Annotated in this window: 16 protein-coding genes; 9 read left to right on the top strand and 7 right to left on the bottom strand. The window is 70.1% G+C overall.

Annotated features, from left to right (window positions below):
* The first annotated feature begins 22 nt into the window (after nt 1-22).
* On the top strand, nt 23-1174 hold the full coding sequence (locus LR394_RS43040) for a sensor histidine kinase (RefSeq protein ID WP_231443497.1): 1152 nt from the start codon (nt 23-25) through the stop codon (nt 1172-1174).
* Nucleotides 1167-2297, top strand: coding sequence for a hypothetical protein (locus LR394_RS18240; RefSeq protein ID WP_231443495.1), 1131 nt, complete (start codon nt 1167-1169; stop codon nt 2295-2297). The genes LR394_RS43040 and LR394_RS18240 overlap by 8 nt, the downstream gene beginning before the upstream one ends.
* On the opposite strand, the gene LR394_RS18235 is transcribed toward LR394_RS18240, so the two are convergent.
* On the bottom strand, nt 2251-4467 hold the full coding sequence (locus LR394_RS18235; protein ID WP_231443492.1) for an EAL domain-containing protein: 2217 nt from the start codon (nt 4465-4467) through the stop codon (nt 2251-2253). The two genes, LR394_RS18240 and LR394_RS18235, sit on opposite strands and share 47 nt — an antisense overlap.
* A gap of 468 nt (nt 4468-4935) precedes the next feature.
* Between LR394_RS18235 and LR394_RS18230 the strand changes: the two genes are divergently transcribed.
* Both LR394_RS18230 and LR394_RS18225 read left to right on the top strand, forming a co-directional pair.
* The gene (locus LR394_RS18230) at nt 4936-5433 is read left to right on the top strand and encodes a Dps family protein (protein ID WP_231443490.1); all 498 of its coding nucleotides are present in this window, start codon (nt 4936-4938) and stop codon (nt 5431-5433) included.
* A gap of 119 nt (nt 5434-5552) precedes the next feature.
* Nucleotides 5553-6389, top strand: a complete 837-nt coding sequence (locus LR394_RS18225; protein ID WP_231443488.1) for an SDR family oxidoreductase — start codon at nt 5553-5555, stop codon at nt 6387-6389.
* Between the two features lie 94 nt (nt 6390-6483).
* On the opposite strand, the gene LR394_RS18220 is transcribed toward LR394_RS18225, so the two are convergent.
* Nucleotides 6484-6744 (bottom strand): hypothetical protein, encoded by a 261-nt coding sequence (locus tag LR394_RS18220; RefSeq protein ID WP_231443485.1) that lies wholly within the window; start codon nt 6742-6744, stop codon nt 6484-6486.
* Between the two features lie 116 nt (nt 6745-6860).
* On the opposite strand from LR394_RS18220, the gene LR394_RS18215 reads away from it, so the two are divergent.
* Nucleotides 6861-7484, top strand: coding sequence for a hypothetical protein (locus LR394_RS18215; RefSeq protein WP_231443483.1), 624 nt, complete (start codon nt 6861-6863; stop codon nt 7482-7484).
* Between the two features lie 92 nt (nt 7485-7576).
* A complete protein-coding gene (locus tag LR394_RS43035; protein ID WP_231443481.1) occupies nt 7577-9511 on the top strand; it encodes an ABC transporter ATP-binding protein in 1935 nt (644 codons plus the stop codon).
* On the opposite strand, the gene LR394_RS18205 is transcribed toward LR394_RS43035, so the two are convergent.
* From LR394_RS18205 to LR394_RS18195, 3 genes are all read right to left on the bottom strand, one after another.
* The gene (locus tag LR394_RS18205; protein ID WP_231443479.1) at nt 9502-10725 is read right to left on the bottom strand and encodes a hypothetical protein; all 1224 of its coding nucleotides are present in this window, start codon (nt 10723-10725) and stop codon (nt 9502-9504) included. The two genes, LR394_RS43035 and LR394_RS18205, sit on opposite strands and share 10 nt — an antisense overlap.
* Before the next feature lie 603 nt (nt 10726-11328).
* Nucleotides 11329-11790, bottom strand: coding sequence for a VOC family protein (locus LR394_RS18200; RefSeq protein ID WP_231443476.1), 462 nt, complete (start codon nt 11788-11790; stop codon nt 11329-11331).
* Nucleotides 11790-12353, bottom strand: a complete 564-nt coding sequence (locus LR394_RS18195) for a DinB family protein (RefSeq protein WP_231443474.1) — start codon at nt 12351-12353, stop codon at nt 11790-11792. Before LR394_RS18195 ends, LR394_RS18200 begins: the two co-directional genes overlap by 1 nt.
* A gap of 83 nt (nt 12354-12436) precedes the next feature.
* On the opposite strand from LR394_RS18195, the gene LR394_RS18190 reads away from it, so the two are divergent.
* Nucleotides 12437-13447 (top strand): helix-turn-helix transcriptional regulator, encoded by a 1011-nt coding sequence (locus LR394_RS18190; RefSeq protein WP_231443473.1) that lies wholly within the window; start codon nt 12437-12439, stop codon nt 13445-13447.
* A 37-nt stretch (nt 13448-13484) separates the two neighbouring features.
* Here the strand turns inward: LR394_RS18190 and LR394_RS18185 are convergent, their stop codons facing one another.
* A complete protein-coding gene (locus LR394_RS18185; protein WP_231443471.1) occupies nt 13485-14333 on the bottom strand; it encodes a pectate lyase in 849 nt (282 codons plus the stop codon).
* A 703-nt stretch (nt 14334-15036) separates the two neighbouring features.
* On the opposite strand from LR394_RS18185, the gene LR394_RS18180 reads away from it, so the two are divergent.
* On the top strand, nt 15037-16197 hold the full coding sequence (locus tag LR394_RS18180; RefSeq protein ID WP_231443469.1) for a Fic family protein: 1161 nt from the start codon (nt 15037-15039) through the stop codon (nt 16195-16197).
* A 3-nt stretch (nt 16198-16200) separates the two neighbouring features.
* Here LR394_RS18180 and LR394_RS18175 read toward each other — a convergent pair whose 3' ends face one another.
* Nucleotides 16201-17691: an MFS transporter gene (locus LR394_RS18175; RefSeq protein ID WP_231443466.1), complete on the bottom strand. Its 1491-nt coding sequence runs from the start codon at nt 17689-17691 to the stop codon at nt 16201-16203.
* Between the two features lie 31 nt (nt 17692-17722).
* Here LR394_RS18175 and LR394_RS18170 point away from each other — a divergent pair, with 31 nt between their 5' ends.
* Nucleotides 17723-18748 carry a LacI family DNA-binding transcriptional regulator gene (locus LR394_RS18170; RefSeq protein ID WP_231443464.1) on the top strand — a complete coding sequence of 342 codons (1026 nt, stop codon included), beginning with the start codon at nt 17723-17725 and terminating at the stop codon, nt 18746-18748.
* Nucleotides 18749-18754 lie beyond the last annotated feature (6 nt).

Here is an 18754-nt window from a genome sequence, read left to right as displayed (position 1 = left end):
TCCGTTCTGTAATACTCCACCCGTGCCAGAACCACAGCCGGTCGAACGGGCGATGCTGCGACTCAGCCTGCAATGGGCCGCGTACAGCCGCCTGGTCGTCACCATCGGCTGCGGCAGCCTGGGCCTGCTGCTGCTCGACGGAAGCCGGCTGGTCACCGCCGCGCTGGTGACCGTGGTGCTGATGATCTGGACGGTGATCTTCAGCTGGCGGATCCTGCAGATGAAGGACGGCGGCCGGCTCGGGCCCGGGTGGCTGGCCGCCGACCTGAGCATCGTCTGCGCGGTGCTGGCCACCCAGTACTGGACGATCCCGCCGGACAGCGTGCCGGACGGCAGCGGCTGGATGAACGCCCTGGTGGCGATGACGATCGTGACCTATCAGTGGCACACCTCGCCGAAGGTCGGGGCGCTGGCCACGGTGCTGCTGGTGGCCGCCTACGTGGTCGGGATCGAGGGGGCCACCGGCGGCGAGGGCGGCACCTGGCCCGCGCCGGCGATCTGGCTGCCCACCGACGGAGTGCTCTCGCGTGGCCTGTACGTGTTGCTGCGGCGCGGTGGCCGGCGGGCCGACGCCTACCTGGCCGCCGGTGACCGCGAGCGGGCCGCGGCCGAGGTCAGCCGGGCCCGGCGGGCCGACGAACGTGAGCACCTGGCCACGCTGCACGACACCGCCGCGGCCACGCTGCTGATGATCGGGCAGGGCGCGGTACCCCGGGGCAGCGAGTGGCTGCAGCAACAGGCCCGCCGGGATCTGGAGATGCTGACGCCCGACGCCCGGGCGGCGCCTCCGGCCCAGACCCTCGACCTGGCCACCATGCTCGCCGAGACGACGGCGGCCGGTGGGGTGGCCGTCTCGTATTCGCCGTTGCAGACGCTGATGCTGCCCTCCACCCCGGCGATCGCGATCAGAGACAGCGTGCGCGAGGCGCTGACCAACGTGGCCCGGCACGCCTCGGTGTCCGAGGCGGATCTGTCGGTCCAGCACGACCGGGGACGGCTGGTGGTCGAGATCCGCGACCAGGGCCGGGGTTTTGATCCGGCCGAGGTGCCCTCGCACCGGCGCGGGATCTCCGAGTCGATCGTCTCGCGGATGAGCCGGGCCGGGGGTCTGGGCACGGTCAGCTCGAGCCCGGGCCGGGGCACCGTGGTGCGTCTGGAGTGGGCCGATGCCTGAGTCGAGTGCCCCGGTGGTGATCGCCGACGAGTTCCTGCGGGGGCTGCGGATCGCCGTCCTGTTCATCACCGCGGTGGTGCTGTGCGCCTGGTTCCTGCCGACCGCGATCGCCACCCCGCACGCCTACAGCCTGCCGGTGCTGGAGTACGCCTGCCTGGCGGTGCTGGTGGCGGTGCTGGTCGCCGCGACCGTCATGGTGGCGCTGGACCGGCCCTGGGGCCGGGCCCGCTGGCCGATGGTGGGGATCGCCATGGTGGCGAGCGTGCTGGCCACCACCGCGGTCGAGCCCGAGCAGCTGCTGCTGCCGGCCCACTGGTCCTGGAAGATCTTCGGCTGGTTCGCGGTGCTGCTGCTGATGGACCTGAAGCTGCGCTGGTTCTTCGGCGCGCTCGGCCTGCAGCAGGTGATCAGCCTGGTGCAGGTGCTGGGGGCCGGGATGGGCAACGAGGCCAAGCTGGTCGAGATGGGGGTGACCAGTCTGCTGGTGGCCGCCTGGCAGGGCGCGGTGGCGGTGGCCGCGATCACCTCGCAGCAGTCCGGGGCGATGGCCCGGCGCACGATGGAGGAGGAGGAACGGCTGCGGTTGTCCGAGCGGGTGGCCGAGCAGGTGCACGCCGACCGCCAGATCCGCTACGACGGTCTGGTCGCCACCACCGTGCCGTTGCTGGAGGGGATCGCCACCGGGCAGCACGACCCGGCCGACCCACTGGTCCAGCGGGCCTGCTCGGTGGAGGCGGCCCGGATGCGGCGGCTGTTCGCCGAGAGCGACGACGTGGCCGATCCGCTGGAGCACGAGATCTACGCCTGCATCGACGTGGCCGAGCGGCAGGGCATCTCGGTGCAGGCCTCGATGCGCGGGGCCCTGCCGGCCGTGCCGCTGGCGGCCCGCCGGGCGCTGACCGAGCCGGTGATCTCGGTGCTGGCCGGGGCCCGTTCCAGTGCCCGGGTGGCGGTGGTGGCGCGGGACGACCAGGTCACCCTGAGCGTGGTGGTGGACGGCGCCGAGACGCTGGCCGAGGCCGGGCCGGTGAGCGCACCGGGTGCCCCGGGGGCTCTGGTGGAGTCGAGCCAGCTGGTCAGCGGTGATCGTTTGTGGCTCGACGTGACCTGGAAGCAGGGATGACCGGTACCCACGCGGTGCGGCTGAGCTCCTCGTCCACGCCGATGGTGTGCAGGTGCGAGCGCAGGTCGGCCAGGGCCTGCTCGGCCTCGGCCGAGCGGGTCACGTCGCGGCAGGCCAGCATCAGCTGCCAGCGGCCCTCGGAGCCGGAGGCGACCCGGCGGGTGCGGCACAGCAGCCAGCGGTAGGAGCCGTCCCGGGCCCGGAACCGGTAGGTGGTGCCGTTGCGGTCGTGCGCCGGAAGGCCTTTGGCCCGGATCCGGTCCAGGTCGTCGGGGTGGATCATGGCCAGCACCGAGGTGCCCAGCATCTCCTCGGCGCGGCGGCCGAGCACGCTCAGGCTGGCCCCGCCCACGTAGCTGAGCCGGCCCTCGGAGTCGGCCACCAGCACCAGTTCGTCGCTGGCGCCCAGAGGCAGCGGGGCCGGCTGGGGGTGGCCCTCCCCGGCGTCGTGCCGGCGCAGCCAGGCGGCCAGTGCCTGCGGGCCGGGCTGGGCCGGGGCGATGAGCCAGCCCTGCACCAGGTCGCAGCCCATGGCGGCGAGCTGGGCGGCCTGCTCGGCGGTCTCGATCCCCTCGGCGCACACGGTCATCCCCAGGACGTGGGCCGCGTCGGTGACCAGGCGGACCAGGGTGGCGTCGGCCGCGTCGTCGGTGATCCGGCCGGTGAAGCTCTTGTCGATCTTGACCACCGAGACCGGCAGGCGGCGCAGCATGGTCAGCGACGAGTGCCCGGTGCCGAAGTCGTCCAGCGCCACGGTGACGCCCATCGCCCGCAGCTCGTTGAGCCGGCGCGCGGTCTCGCACAGGTCGGCGATGGCGGCGGTCTCGGTGATCTCCAGGCACAGCCGGCTCGGCGGCAGGCCGGAGCCGGCCAGCGCATCGGTCACGTCGGTGATGAACGAGCGCTGAGCCAGCTGCACCGCCGAGACGTTCACCGCCACGCTCGGCCCCGCGGCCCAGCCCGCCGCGTCGTGACAGGCCTGGGCCAGCGCCCACCGGCCCAGGTCGACGATCAGGCCGCTCTCCTCGGCCACGGCGATGAACTCGCCCGGGGTGACCGGGCCGAGCACCGGGTCGTGCCAGCGGGCCAGTGCCTCCACCGCGCCGACCCGGCCGGAACCGAGCTCCAGCAGCGGCTGGTAGTGCAGCTCCAGCGCCTGCTCGGCCAGCGCCTGGCGCAGCCGCCGCTCCAGGTCGTGCCGGGCGTGGGTGGTGGCCGGGGCCTCGCGCTCGGCCAGGATCTGCTCGTCGTAGTGGAACAGCCGGCCCCGGCCCATCGACTTGGCCTGGTACATGGCCATGTCCGCCTCGGTCAGCAGCTGGTCCGGTGCCACCGCGCAGTGCCGGGCCCGGCCCGCGCTGGCCACGCCGACGCTGGCGCCCAGCTGCACGGTGACCCCGACCTGCTCCACGCTGATCACGAACGGCCGGGCCGCCTCGGCCACCACACGCTCGGCGCTGGCGCGGGTGAGGGCCGGGTCGTGGCCGCCGGCCAGCAGCACCACGAACTCGTCGCCGCCGAGCCGGATCACCAGGTCGCCCGGGCCGGCCAAAGCCTGCAGCCGCCGGGCGAACTCGACCAGCACCTGGTCGCCGGCCGCGTGCCCGAACCGGTCGTTCACGTCCTTGAACCGGTCCAGGTCGATGTAGAGCGCGGCCGGCACCGCGGCGCTGCCGTGCCGGCGCAGGTGCTCGGTCAGGAACATCCGGTTGTGCAGGCCGGTGAGCGGGTCGTGCACGGCCTGGAAGGCGTAGCGCTGGTAGAGCCCGGCGATCACCGCCGTGGTGCGGACCGTGCTGATCGCGTTCTGCGGGCCGCTCACCCCGATGTTGTTGGCGATCACCCGGCCCTGGCCGTCGATGATCGCCAGCGCCGCGGCCTCGACCGTGGTGTCGGCACCGAGCACCAGCGACTCGGGAAAGGCGATGTCCTGCAGCCGGGTCCGCGAGTGCACGGCCCGGCCGTAGCCCAGCCGGCCGGTCACCCAGGCCTCGAACCAGCTGCGGTCGACCACCTTGGGACCGTGCTCGGTGTGCACCACCACGCAGGCCAGCGCGGGGCGGCGGCGGAACACCCCGTCCAGCTCCAGGACCCCGGCCCGGCCGTCGAGCTGGATGGCCGGCTCGGCGTAGTGGGCGAGCGTCTCGTTCTCGGCACTCGTCGCGGTCATGCGCTCAGGCGTCCTCTCGAGCACGTGCTGCACCTGACCTGGTGGCTCGCCGGTCGGCGGTGCCGCCAATCCTGCCTGAGCCCGGTCCCGGGCGCGGGGACCGGACGACGCCCGGCCGGCCCCTGCTCCGGCCGACCCGCCGCCGATCCGCTTCCCCCGCAGCCCGGATCTGGTCAGATCACGCATCCTGGTGCCCCGATACAGACACCAGGACGACCAGCCGGTGGACACCGGGTGAACGACCTCGCCGGACTTTCACTCCTGGATACGCACTTCGGGCGACCGCCACGGCGCGTGACTGTTAGCCCTACCTAAGTCACGCACGGGACCTGCGAAAGGTTCACCCACCCTCCGATTGCGCCCCTGACCTGCAGTAATCAACCAAGGTTAGGCTCACCTACTAGTTTTGACAGATTCAAAAGAAGGGTTCAGGGTAGTCATCAGCAGCCCGAACGAAGGAGCCAAGCAATGACCACCCTCGCTTCCAAGAACACCGCCGGCGCCGGCTTCCACGCCTCGCCGATCCTGGGCGCCAACCTGCAGCGCGTCCTGGTCGACCTGGTCGCCCTGCACCTGCTGGGCAAGCAGGCGCACTGGAACATCGTCGGGAAGAACTTCCGCGACCTGCACCTGCAGCTCGACGAGATCGTGGACCTGGCCCGCGACCACAGCGACACCATCGCCGAGCGGATGCGCGCCCTGGACGTGGTGCCCGACGCCGGCCCCAAGGCCGTCGCCGCGCAGAGCTCGCTGACCGACTTCGGCGCCGACGAGGTCGACACCGCCGAGGCCGTCGACAAGATCACCCTGATGCTGCGCGAGACCGCGGCCACCGCCCGCGCCGTTCACGACGACGTGGACAACGAGGACCCGACCACGGCCGACCTCCTGCACTCGATCATCCACGACCTGGAGAAGCAGGCCTGGATGGTCTCCTCGGAGAACCGTTCCCCCCGCAAGGCCTGATCCACGCACTGAGGCACCTTTCGCGCAGCTGCAGGCCCGCCGACCACCAGCACGGTCGGCGGGCCTGGCTGCCGCCACCTCCACGGTGAGACGGTCCGGGCGGTCCTAGGCTGAGCGCCATGACCTCGATCGGTATCACCGGCTCGACCGGAAACCTGGGCGGACGCGTGGCCCGCCTCCTCGCCGAGGCCGCTGTGCCGCAACGCCTTCTGGTCCGCGACCCGAGCCGGGCCCCAGAACTGCCGCACGCCGAGACCAGCATCGTCACCTACGCCGACACCCCGGCCGTGCGGGATTCGCTGGCCGGGCTGGAGACGCTGTTCATGGTTTCCGGCACCGAATCGCTCACCCGCCGGGAAGAGCACCGCGCCTTCATCGATGCCGCGGTCGCCGCCGGGGTGCAGCACATCGTCTACGTCTCGTTCTTCGGCGCCGCGCCCGACGCCACCTTCACGCACGCCCGCGATCACTGGCACACCGAGCAGCATCTGCGCGCCTGCGGGGTGCCGTTCACCTTCCTGCGCGACAGCCTGTACGCCGACTTCCTGCCGGGCCTGGCCGGGGAGGACGGCGTGATCCGGGGACCGGCCGGGGCAGGCCGAGTCGCTGCGGTTGCCCAGGACGACATCGCCGAGGTCGCCCTCGCGGTGCTGCGGGATCCGGCCGCACACGCCGGCCGCACCTGGGATCTGACCGGGCCGGAGGCGCTTTCGCTGAGCGAGGTGGCCGAGACCATCACTGAGGTGACCGGTCGCAGCGTCCACTATCTGAACGAAACCCTCGACGAAGCCCGCGCTTCCCGAGCTGGTTACGGTGCGCCCGACTGGCTGCTCGAGGCCTGGATCTCCACCTACACGGCCATCGCCGCCGGCGAACTGGCCGGAGTGAGCACGGCCGTCGAAGACATCACCGGGCACCCGGCAACCAGCCTGGCCACCTTGCTGAAGCGCGGCTGACGTACGATCCGGACCGGGCGATGTCCCCCGGCCACTCCGTTTCCCGACGACCGCCACATGTGGCCGGCCTGGTCCGGACCGGCGACTAGCGGGCTCAGTCCATCAGCCCGACGTCCTGGTTCGAGGTGCCGTCCTTGCGGTGCGGGGCCGGTTCCTCGCCGAGTGGGCCACCGGTCAGTTCCTCGTCGGACTTCTCGTCCGGATAACCGATCATCCCTTGACGTCGATCCGGCGCCTTGCTGACGTCGCCGCCGCACCGCACGTCCTCTGTTGGGTTCTTCGTGGCGCCCTCGTCCTGGGTGCCTTCGTTGACCCCCTGCGGATCGATCAGGCCTTCCGTCTTGTCGTTCGCCATAAGGCCGACCCTGGCACCGGAGCCCGTTCGCCGCATGCGCACGCCGCCCTTTGAGGCGAGCCCGGGCCCGGGAACCCGATCAAGGCGGACAATCCACGTGGGGAACGGAGGTCCTCGTGCGGAGTCGGTATCCGGTACTCGCCCATCGCGAACTGCGCCCCTGGGTCCGCCCAGGCGCCGCCCTTCAACTGCTCAGCCCGCTGCAACGTCCGCCGGAGGCAACGTTCGTCGAACGCGACCGTGACGGCGAGCACCACGAGTTGACGCATGCTCAGCCGTTTCGCCGTCGTTCGGCCGCGATCACGATGGTGGACGTGCGGGAGAACGTCGATCTGTCGCTCAAGCACGTGCTCAGCCAGTTCGGGCGGCGTCCGGCCGCTTCGGTCATCGTGCATCTGCGGTGTGCGGTGCCCGACCCGGTCGCCCTGGTCACCGCTTGCCACCGGTCGCTGGGGATGGATCTGCCCCGGCATCTGACCGGGGTGCTGCGCTCGGTGGCACCGCTGGGCGAGACCGCCGACTGGATGGCGGTGTACCGCAACCTGAATCAGCGCCTTCGGCCCTGGCCCGAGGAGTACGCAGTGCCCGGGATGCGGATCGAGCTGATTCCGCTGGTGTCCGAGGTGCGGCGGCTGGTGGTGGAGCCCGGGCGCCGACCGGATCAGTGGAATCAGGGCGAGGCTGCGGGTTCTGACGATTCGGACGACTCCGACGACGATTCGGGTGACGACGGGGACTGAACTGGCCCTACACCCGATTCTTCGAACGCTTGTTCGGACCGCCCACTGCACCCGACGTCGACTACCTGGCGGTACGCACAGACAGTGGGCCGGTGGACACGACAACGGTCAAGCCCGAGCCCGCGGCCTCCGGCCCTTCAAGTGACGAAACACCGCCGCAGACGGTACTTCCCGAGTTGCGCGCCGCCTGGTGGGAGACCGGGGCCACCCGGCGGGCCGAGGCCAAGATCACCGGGATCCTCGCCGAACTTCCTTACCTGACCGGTCACGCCGTAGCGGTGGCCTGGCGAGCCGATCGGCTGCGCACGCTGCTGGTCGGCGGAGCAACGGTGGCCGGTGGGGTGATGTCCACCTTCGGCCTGCTGTCCACCCAGCAGGTGCTGGTCGAGCTGTTCGGCAGCGGCCCCACCCCCGATCGGGTCCGGGCCGCCGCGCCCGCTCTCCTGATGCTCGCCCTGATCGCGACGGTGCGCGGGGTGCTGGCGATCGTGGTCGGGCACGCCCAGTCCGGGCTGGCGCCGCGGGTCCGGCAGTCCACCCAGCGGGAATTCTTCGAGGCCACGTCGGCGGTGCGGCTGGAGGCCTTCGACGCCGAGGCTTTCTCCGACGACATGGAACGGGCCAGTCACGGCGGCCCGAACATGAATGCCATGGTGCGCAGTACCGCCGACGCCCTGGCCGGGCTGGTCAACCTGACCGCGGTGGCGGTGGCCGTGCTGGTGATCAACCCGCTGCTCCTGCTGGCCCTGCTGGTGGCCACGCTGCCGCCGGCCTATGCCGCCCTGCGCTCCGGGAACCTGGAATTCAGCAGCTGGCTGGCCAGTTCGGTGCGCAACCGGCGGCTGTGGATCCTGCGCAGTCAGCTCGCCGACCGTAACTCGGCTCCGGAACTGCGTTCCTACGGCCTGCGCCGGTTCCTGCTCGGCCAGTACGACATGGTGATGACCGCGCAGACCGCCGAAGAGCTGCGCCTGGCCCGGCGGGTCACCCTCACCACCGCCTTCGGGGCCGCGCTGGGTGGGCTTGCCCTGGTCGGGGTCTGGGTCCTGCTCGGCACGCTGCTGCTGTCCGGCCGGATCCCGCTGTCGGCGGCGGTGACCTGCGTGGTGGCTGTGCAGGCGGCCCAGAATGCGCTGTCCACCCTGACCTACCAGCTGGAGGGCATTTTCGAGAGCGGTCACTTCGTCCGTGAGCATCTGGGCTTCCTGGAGCGGGCCAAGGACTACTCACCGGCCACGGCTGAGCGTCCGGATCGGCTGCCGACCGGGCCACTGAGCCGGCTCGAGGTGCGCGACGCGACGCTGTTGTACCCCGACCGTGAGTCCGCCGCCGTCGATCACGTCTCGCTCAGCATCACCGCCGGGCAGACCGTGGCGCTGGTCGGTGAAAACGGCTCTGGTAAATCCACTTTGGCAGCGATGATCGCGGGCCTGCGCAGCCCGACCGCGGGCGTCCTCTGCTGGAACCAGACGCCCTACGAGCAGCTGGACCAGAGCGCGCTGACCGCCCGGATCTGCGTGGTGCTGCAGGAACATCACAAGTGGCCGTACACGGCGGCGACCAACATCGCGATGGGCGACATCGAGACCGAGCCGAGCCGGCCGCGGATCGAACAGGCCGCCCGGCGGGCCACCGCGCACGAGACCATCAACGAGCTTCCCAAGGGCTACCAGACGCTGCTCGACCGCACTTTCAAGGAAGGGCAGGATCTTTCCGGTGGGCAGTGGCAGCGGATCACCGCGGCCCGCGGCTTCTACCGGGACGCTGATCTGCTGATCATGGACGAGCCCTCATCGGCGCTGGATCCGCGGGCCGAGGATGCGCTGTTCCAGGACCTGCGGGCCCGGCAGGGGGTGGGCACGACGATCCTGATCACCCACCGCCTGGCCAACGTCCGCCACGCCGATCAGATCTACGTCATGCACGAAGGAGCGCTGGTCGAGAGCGGCACCCATGACGAGCTGCTGCGGGTGCCCGGCCGGTACGCCGACCTGTTCACCCTGCAGGCGGCCGGTTATCAGGGTTGATGCCCGGCGTACTCGGACTCGGGGATCAGGTCCTGGGTGAAGGGGGCGCGCAGGGTGGGCAGCAGATGGCGGAAGTTGAAAGCCAGGGCGACGATCGCGGCCAGGGCGTAGACACCGCACAGAATCAGCCGCCCTTCGGTGCTGGTGACCGGGAACTGCACCAGGAACAGCACCAGCAGCAGCCAGGCCGAACGGCGGTGGAAGTGCAGGCCGAGGATCAGCGCGATGCCGAGCATGGTCTGCGCCGCGGTCAGCAGCATCTCCTCCACCTGCCGGTCGTCCAGCGGCAGGGCCGCCGAGCCGCCACCCGCCCAGTAGGCCATCGGCAGCGAGCCGACCAGAAGCGTCCATTGATTGACCTTGGCCGAGATCAGCGTGCCGATCGCCGCGGTCGCGTTGCCGCGGGCGGCGAACATGATCGCGATGATGAACTCCGGGGCCTCCGAGGCCAGCGGCGCCACCCACTGCACCAGCAGGAACTCGTCGATCCCGAGGTCCTGGCCGCCCTCGACCAGGCTGTGCGCGAACGGCTCGGCCGAGACCAGAACGATCGCCGCGGCGAAGACGAACAGCCCGAAAAGCGTCCAGCGGCGGGTGGTCTGCGGCAGCGCCCCGATCACCGCCGAGGTTCCGCGCAGGGTCGGCTCCTCCACCCCACCGCGGCTGAGCCGGTAGGCGTAGTAGCCGAACCAGATGAACAGCAGGCCGCCCATCCAGACGTGGATCTGCGCGGTGAGCGGCATGACGAACGCGAAGATCCCGGCGATCAGCAGGAATCCGAGCTCCAGCCGGTTGCCCGCGTCCAACGGGAGCACGTGGCCCCGGCGCTGGTGCACGCGCTTGAGGCCCCAGAGCCCGACCAGCACCACCAAGGGCCAGCCCAGGCCCAGCAGCAGCCGGTTCGAGCCGGTCATGTTCGCCGCCGCGTACTGCACGTAGTCCGGGTTGCTACCGGCCTGATAGGCGTAGGTCAGGTCCACGGCGTACTCGGGCAGCACCGCGATCAGGGCCAGGATGGCGATCGCCAGGCCGCCGGAGATGTCCACCTGCGCCGCCTCCGCCGCCCAGGCCAGCACGAACGAGGCGGCGAAGACCGCGGCGCCGAAGACCAGCATCGCCACCACCGGCTCGACGTGCAGGCCGCCCAGCCGGATCACCACGGCGGGCAGGGAGATCAGCACGCACAGCCCCACCGTGGTGAACAACCGGCGCACGTGAGGACCCGGTTGAGCTGGGCGGCCCGGTTCGCTTGGACGGCCTGGTTCAGCTGGGCGGCCTGGTTCGGTTGCTGGAGTGGACACGCGGCGCGACTCCTCCGGCTCGCTCGGACAGACGCAGAGCTGCCGGCGTCGGTCCGGGCCTCGACCCGGCGTCGTCCGCTCCGCGCCCATCCTGCGGGTTGGTCCGGATCCGCGCACTTCTAGGTCGTGTTTTGGGGTCCATGCTTACTGCGGGGCACCCGGTGGCCGCTACGAGGGCGCCCCAACGGCTTGCCAGACGGACCACCAGGCACCTCCTCGCTACAGCAGCGACTTCCAGAACACTCCCTAAGCCGCCCCACCAGGACCTCCCAAAGCCACTGCTACCCCAGTGCTATGACACAGAGCCCGGCGGACGACGGCTCGTAATGTGTAAAGGTGGTCCATCCGGTACCGGGTGTACACATTGTCGAGATGCCCCCATCCGCCACCTGACAACTCGCGGTCCGAGGGCTGCTTCTCCTTACCCGGTGCGGTGGCCACGAACCTTGACCAGGCCGAGCCACCCCACCAAGCGGGCAGTCAGGGCGTCGGTGGGGTTTCCCGAGAAGTGAGACCTCAGTCGAGGCAGAACTCGTTACCCTCCGGATCGGCCATGGTGATGAACCCGAAGCCCATCGGCGGCTCGGGCTCCACCCGGTACAACCGCTGAGCGCCGAGCTGGATCAGCCGTTCGCACTCCGCCTCCAGCGCCGCCATCCGTTCGTCGCCGCGCAGTTCCGGAGCCACCCGCACATCCAGGTGCAGACGGTTCTTGGTGGTCTTGGACTCCGGCACCTGCTGGAAGAAGACGCGCGGCCCCTTGCCCTCCGGGTCCTCCACGGCCGAGCGGGTGTTGCGCTGCTCCGGTGGCACCCCGATACCGGCCAGGAACTCCTGCCAGGCCGCGAGCGGGTCGGCCCCGGCCTCGAGCTGCACGCCGGGCGGGCCGGGGATGACGTAGTCCAGTACCTCGGCCCAGAACCGGGACAGCGCGGCCGGGTCGTGGGCGTCGACGGTGACCTGGAACTCGCGGCTCATCAGTGAGCTCCTTCGGAGCGGTGGATGTGCAGATAGAGGTCGCGCAGCAGGCACACCTCGGACAGGTGGTGGATCAGCTCGCGGTGGATGTGCAGGACCAGGTCGGCCATGCTCAGTTCGGGAAAAGCCGGCTCTTTCGACCCGACCGGGGTGCTCAGCTCCTCGGCGCTGAGCTGCCCGACACCCGCCACCCAGAGAGCGAGCTGGGCCTCCAGTTGCTGCAGGGCGGTCTTGGCGTCGCCCGGGTACTCCCAGGTGTCGTAGGCGGCCTCCGGAGCCCCGAAGTGGGTGGCGTTGCGCATCGCCAGCACCCCGACGATGACGTGGCCCAGCCGCCAGGCGATGGTGGTGAACGGTTCCGGTTCCGGGGTGGGGAACGCGTAGTCGATCACGAAGTCGCCGGTGCCGAACTCGACCGGGTTACTGCCCCGGGGGCGCACGTTCCAGGCGTCCGGCACCGGCTCCCAGCGGTACTCCTCGTCGCTCAGACCTTGCAGCCGGGCGCGCAGTTGGTTGTCCCAGTGGAACTCCCACTGGAAGAGCAGGGTCTTGGTCCAGTCCATGACCGCAGCCTGGCAGGCATGGCGGACAGATCCGGTCCGCATTCTCTGGGACAGTGGGCTGAGATTGAGGGTGGGGTGTTCGAATGAGGGACGAGGTGGCCGGCTCGGTCGCGGACGGCACCGGCGATCTGCGCACCACCGAGCGGGTGCTGACGCTGCTCGGCCTGCTCCAGCAGCGTCAGGTGTGGACGGGGCCGGAGCTGGCTTCGCGGCTCGGGACCACCACGCGCACGGTGCGGCGGGACGTGGACCGGCTTCGGGCCCTGGGTTACCCGGTGCATGCGACACCGGGAGCCGGCGGCGGGTACCAGCTCGGGCCCGGCCAGGTCCTGCCTCCGCTGCTGCTCGACGACGAAGAAGCCATCGCTACGGCCACTGCCCTGCTGGCGGGGGCCGGGTCCGGCGACGCTGCGTTGCGGGCGCTGAGCAAGCTGGATCAGGTGCTACCGGCCCGACTGCGGCCGGAGGTGCAGGCGCTGTCCGAAGCGGTGGAATCGTTCGGCCGAGGGCGGGCCGCGGTCGATCCGCAGGCGCTGCTCACCCTGGCCCGGGCCTGCCGGGATCAGGTCGAGGCCGGTTTCGACTACCCTCGCGACGATGCGGCGCAGACCCGGCGGGTGGAGCCGTACCGCCTGGTCGCTTCCGAACGACGCTGGTACCTGTTCGCTTTCGACCTCGACCGGGACGACTGGCGCACCTTCCGGGTCGACCGGATGTCCGCGATCCGGGCCCGCACCTGGCGTTTCGCCCCGCGAACGGCCCCCGACGCCGCGCGATACGTGCAGGAAGGAGTCACCGGCAACGCCTATCCCCATCAGGCCCGGTTCTTGGTGCACGCACCGGCCGCCACGGTCAGCGCGCAGATCTCCCCCTCGGCCGCCTCGGTCCGCGAAATCTCCTCCACCACCTGTGAAGTGTTCAGCGGCGCGGCCACGGCGGACGTGATCCTGGCCCACGTCCTGCTGCTGGGCCACGACTTCCAGATCCTCGAACCCGCCGAACTGGCCGAGCGGGCCACCGTTCTGGGCCAAAGGCTGCTGAACGCAGGCCGGTCCGGCCCCTGCCCGGGACCGGACCGACTCGCTTCCCCTTGAACCGCAGCCGCCGTTCGGTGGCGACCAAGGACGTCCCCTATTTGTAGGTGATGTCCGAGGAGGAGTACTTGCAGTACGTGCCGTCGGCGCCGGAACCGGTCTTGGTCGGCTCCTTGCCACTGCTGTTACCGGTGAACTTGTCGCAGATCGAGATCTTCTTGTTCTTGTCGTACAGCCGCACGTTCTTGAACGTGGCGGTGTCCTTGTAGTTCGTGTTGATCCCGACCAGCGACTTGCCCGGCTCGACCACCAGGATGTTGTTCAGCTCGACCGAGCGCTGGTACTGGCTGGAGCAGTTGCCGCAGGAACGGTACAGCTTGCCGAAGTCCTGGACCACGAAGTCCTTGATCACCAGCTTGCCCGGGCCGTTGTGCTGAAAGACCTTGTCGCTGGCCTTCTTCGCCCCGCCGCCGACCACGGTCATCACCTGGCCGGACTTCTTGCCCTTCTGGGTGGCGGCGTCCTCGCCCACGTCCTCCCACCAGACGTTGGAGAGGGTGCAGGTGCCCTCGCAGTGGATGCCGTCGCCGGCCTTGTTGCCGATGATCACGTTCTTGATCGTGCCGCCGTCGGCCACCTTGAACAGCGGGTCCTGGCTCTCGCCCTGGTCGCCGCCCCAGCCCTGGAACCGCTTGCCCTTGCCGTCGAAGCTGCTCACCGACTGGGTCTTGGTCAGGTTGGTGGTGCCGGTCGGCGTCGGCCAGGTCTTGCTCAGCGCCTTCGGCGTCTCGGCAGCGGCCGAAACCGCGCTCTTGGCAGCCGAACCCGAGGAGGACTGGTTCGCCGCGGTGGCCATCGAACCGGCCACCGCCGCCAGTGCGACCCCGGCGACCAGACCGGCCCAGAGCCTGCGCCTGCCGCTCAACCTGCGCTTGGGGCTGTTCATTCGGTTCCTTCCCAGGACGTGAAAGGGCCACGACGGGCCGCGAGGCCTGCATGGATTGGCCGCGCGGGGCCGGTGAGGCCGCCGGTTCCGCCCTGAACGGATCCAGCATCTGGCCCATCGGCAGGCCTGCCCTGAACAGGCCTGATCCGGCGCCCGGACCGTTGGAGGACGGCCTGGGCGCACTCACCGGTGCCCCGCGCTTCTGACGCCGATAAGTCCGTCCTCGAGACCGAAAGGTTGCCCCGCCCCGGGAACTTTTTTCGCTGGGCCCACCGGTCCGGCCGCCCACCTGCCCGGATCACTCCCCGCTGACACCCGGCCACACTTGCGATCAAGGAGACAATCCGGCTGTCCGCTTCCTGGTGATTGGCCTGCGCCCGGTCGGCAGGGCTAACTGAAGGCACGGCAGGGTGTGCTCCGCTGGTCCCGCAACGGGGCGCCTGAAGAAGGCAGGGACCGGCGGAACACGCTCCAGACCCGCCGCGTGCGCTACCCACCAATGGCGCCGCGGTCGGAAGGCACTGCCCCGCAGACAATCCCTCCGTCGCGGGCGTGGTGCAGGTGCGCGCTCGGTTCGCAGGCCCCCTCGGGCGCCTCCTCGGAGCCGGGCGCGCACCGCCGAACCGAACGAGATGATGTAATGATGGATAGCTATCATCATGGCGATGGATAGCATCCATCATTACCTCATGACGGGTCACCCATGCTGATCGCCTCCCCACCGCCCCGGAACATCGAGCAGAACGTCCTGCAGCAGATCGACGACCTGCGCGAACGCCTTCGTTGGCAGTTGCACGAGCCCCGCCGGTGGAGCGGTTCCCTGCGCCGTCTCGCCCTGGCCCGAGCGATCCAGGGGTCGAACAGCATCGAGGGCTACGACGCCCGCCTGGACGATGCTGCGGCAGTCGCGTTGGGCGAGGAGCCGATCGACGCCGGAGACGAGACGCAGCGGGCTCTGGCCGGTTATCGGGACGCAATGACACATGTGCTGCAATTGCGCCAGGACGACGAGTTCGAGCACTCGACCCAACTGATCAAGTCGCTGCACTTCATGATGACCAGCTACAGCCTCGCGAATCGGCCTGGGCTCTGGCGGACCGGCCCGGTCTACGTCCAGAAGGAGGACAACGGCCAGATCGTCTACGAAGGCGCCACGCCCGATGACGTCCCCGCGCTGATGAAGGAATTCGCCGCAGAACTCAACAAGCGATCCACAGCGGGAGAGCATCCCCTTCTGAACGGGGCGATGGCCCACCTCAACCTGGTTATGGTCCACCCGTTCAAGGACGGAAACGGGCGCATGGCCCGCTGTCTGCAGAGCCTGGTACTGGCTCGCAGCGGCCTGCTCAGCCCGGTGTTCCTCAGCATCGAGGAGTACCTGGGCAAGAACACCCAGGACTATTACGAGGTTCTGGCGAAGGTAGGGCAGGGCTGCTGGAACCCCACCGCCGACGCCCGCCCCTGGGTGCAGTTCGCCCTGCTGGCACATCTACGACAGGCGAGCACCATGCTTCGCCGGGTCGACGAGAGCGCGAAACTGTGGATCGGGCTGGAGGATCTCGCCGCCGGACACCATCTGCCCGAGCGTTGCCTCACCGCGCTCTTCGACGCGGTGTCCGGGCTGCGGGTACGTAATGCCACCTACCGCAGCAGCCTTCGCGAGAGCGGGGAGGAAGAGATCAGCTTCCAGACCGCCGGCCGGGATCTGAAGCAGATGGCCGATGCGGATCTTCTGGTTCCGACCGGCGAACGCCGCACTCGTGCCTACACCGCTGGCCAGGAGCTACTTCTGCTGCGACGCCGGATCGTTGAGCAACGCGACCCCCGAGACGACAGCAACCCGTTCGCCGATCATCAGCACTGATCATCACCTTTGCCGCGCCGGCGCCTGCACACGCCTTCCGGCCCAGCGACTGGCGGGGGCGGCGACGGCGGTGAAGATCAGGGCGAGGGCGGCGATACCGATGATGGCCCAGCGAAGGGTGGCCGCGTGGGCGATCAGGCCTACGTAGGCGGGGCCGAGCAGGAAGCCCAGGTATGCGGTGGTGGCCACGGTGGAGGTGGCGCGGCCCCGGCGGGCGGGGTCGATGGTGCGTAGGCCATAGCTGATCAGGGTGGGGAAAAGGGTGGCGGTGCCGAGGGCGGCAATGGCCAGGCCGAGGAGCGCCACGGGGATGGACGGGGCGGTGGCCAGGACGATGCTGCCGACGGTGGCCGCGGCCCCGCCGGCTATGAGCAGTTGGACGGGGTGGCTGCGGGAAAGCGGGGCGAGGGTCAGGCGGGCGAGAGCTGCGGCGGCGGCGAAGGTGGCGGGGGCGGTGGAGGCGAGTTGGGGGGATGCGGTGAAGGACTCGGTGATCAGGACTGCGCCCCAACTCTGGTGGGCGTTCTCGGTGGCGTAGGCCAGAGCGCCGATGAATCCGAGGAGCAGGAGGGGCGCGGCGAGGGTCAGGGGTTTCGGGATGATGGTGGCGGGGCCTGGATCAACGGACGTTGTGGCTGGGATTGCGGCGGTGGATGCATCGGAGCGGGTGGCTGGCTCAGGAACCGAGGACGGGGTAGCTGGGTTTGCAGCCGCGGGCGCATCCAAGTGGGCGGCTGGCTCGGGAACTAGAGACGGGGTAGCTGGGTTTGCAGCCGCGGGCGCATCCAAGTGGGCGGCTGGCTCGGGAACTGGAGACGGGGCGGCTGGGTTTGCGGCCGCGGGTGCCTGGGAGCGGGTGGTTGGCCGGGGATCGGCCAGCGGGGTGGATGAGCTGGCGGCGGGCAAATTGGGGCGAGTGGCTGGGTTCGGGGCTGGGGTGGTGAAGGTGGTGCCGGACCAGACGAAGGCACAGAGCGCCAGGACGGCGATGAGGGCAGCCGTGAAGGTGGTGGTCAGGCCGGGGCCGCCGAGGAGGGCACCGGCGCTGAGGCTGGAGACGACGACGGCCAGCGAGAAAGTGCCGTGGGCACGGGTTACCAGGGGCTGCGCGGTGTGGTGTTCTACCTGGCCGGCGAGGGTGTTGATGGCTACGTCGGTGGCGCCGGAGGTGGCGCCGACCAGGAGCATGCAGGCCACTACGGCGGCGTAGCCCTGGGCACCGACGGCGATGACCGTGCCCGCGGCTCCGAGTAGGCCCAGAAGCACAGCGGTCAGGCGTAGGCCAAGGCGGTCGATCAGGCGGCCGGTGAGGAACATGGCAGGTAGGGCGCCGACGCCGACGAAGAGCAGCGCAGTGCCCAGCTGGGCCTCGGTGAGCCCGGCCTGGGAGCGGAGAGCGGGCAGCGCGGCGCCCCAGGTTCCCCAGAAGACTCCCATCCCGGCGAAGGCTGCGTACGCGGCGAGAGCGCTGGGGTGCGATCGCGACGGATTCATCTGTGTAACGTTACACAGCTAGTGTGGGCCCGTGCCAGAGCGAGCGCGCAAAGGGAGCAGTCGGCGCCCCACCGTCAAGGATGTGGCCGCGGCGGCCGGGGTGGGCGTGATGACCGTGTCGTACACGTTCAACCAGCCCAGTCGGGTGGCGGCGGCGACCCGGCAGAAGGTGCTGGATGCCGCCGAGGAGCTCGGCTACCGGCGTCCGGACGGCACTGCGAGGGCACTGCGTTCCGGGCGGACCGGGCAGATCGGGGTGGTCCTGGGTGAGCACCTTTCCTACGCCTTCGATGATCCGCAGGCCGCGCAGTTCCTGGCCGGGGTGGCCGAGATCTGTGTGGAGGAAGGCCTGGGCATGGTGCTGATCCCGACCCGGGGCGATGCCGGCGACACCGATCGCGTGCTCGGTGCCGCGGTGGACGCGTACGTGCTGTGGACCACTACCGACGGCGATCCGGTGCTCCCCGCGGTGGCCGGCAGCGGACGCCCGGCCGCGATCCAGGGCGGTCCGCAATACCCTGGAATCAGGCAGATCTCGCCGGACGACACGGCGGCCGCCACCGCAGTTGCCCGTGCCGTACTGGAAGACGGCCGGACTCCCGTCATTCTCAGCTTCCCGCTCGACCGGGCGCGACAACCGTCTCAAATTTGGGGGCGAGAACTCCCACTGGACATACCTTTTCCAGTGACCCGCAACCGACTGCTGGGGTATCGCGCCGCGCTGGGGGCGCGCTGGGACACCACGTTGATCGCCGTGGTGCCGCAGAATCTGCGGGGGCAGGGCGAAAAGGCAATGGGAGACGTGGTTGCCCGGTTGGGTGGGGATCCGCTGGTGGTGCTGGCGATGAGTGACGAACTGGCGCTGGGGGCTCGGGCCGTGGTCGGTGAGGGAGCGGTGATCACTGGCTGGGACGCGTCCTTTGCTGCTCTGGAGGCCGGGATCGTGTCGGTGACGAATCCGCTGCGAGATCAGGGGCGGTTGTGTGCGCGGGCGGCGTTGGGGGCGGGCGACGGCACGACGGAGGTGCCCTGGGCGATTGCCGATCCACGGGTCTGAGCTGCC

This window comes from Kineosporia babensis (assembly GCF_021129305.1).
GTDB lineage: Bacteria > Actinomycetota > Actinomycetes > Actinomycetales > Kineosporiaceae > Kineosporia > Kineosporia babensis.
Note: the sequence above shows the minus strand (reverse complement) of the source record. Positions and strands in the feature narration are given on the sequence as shown.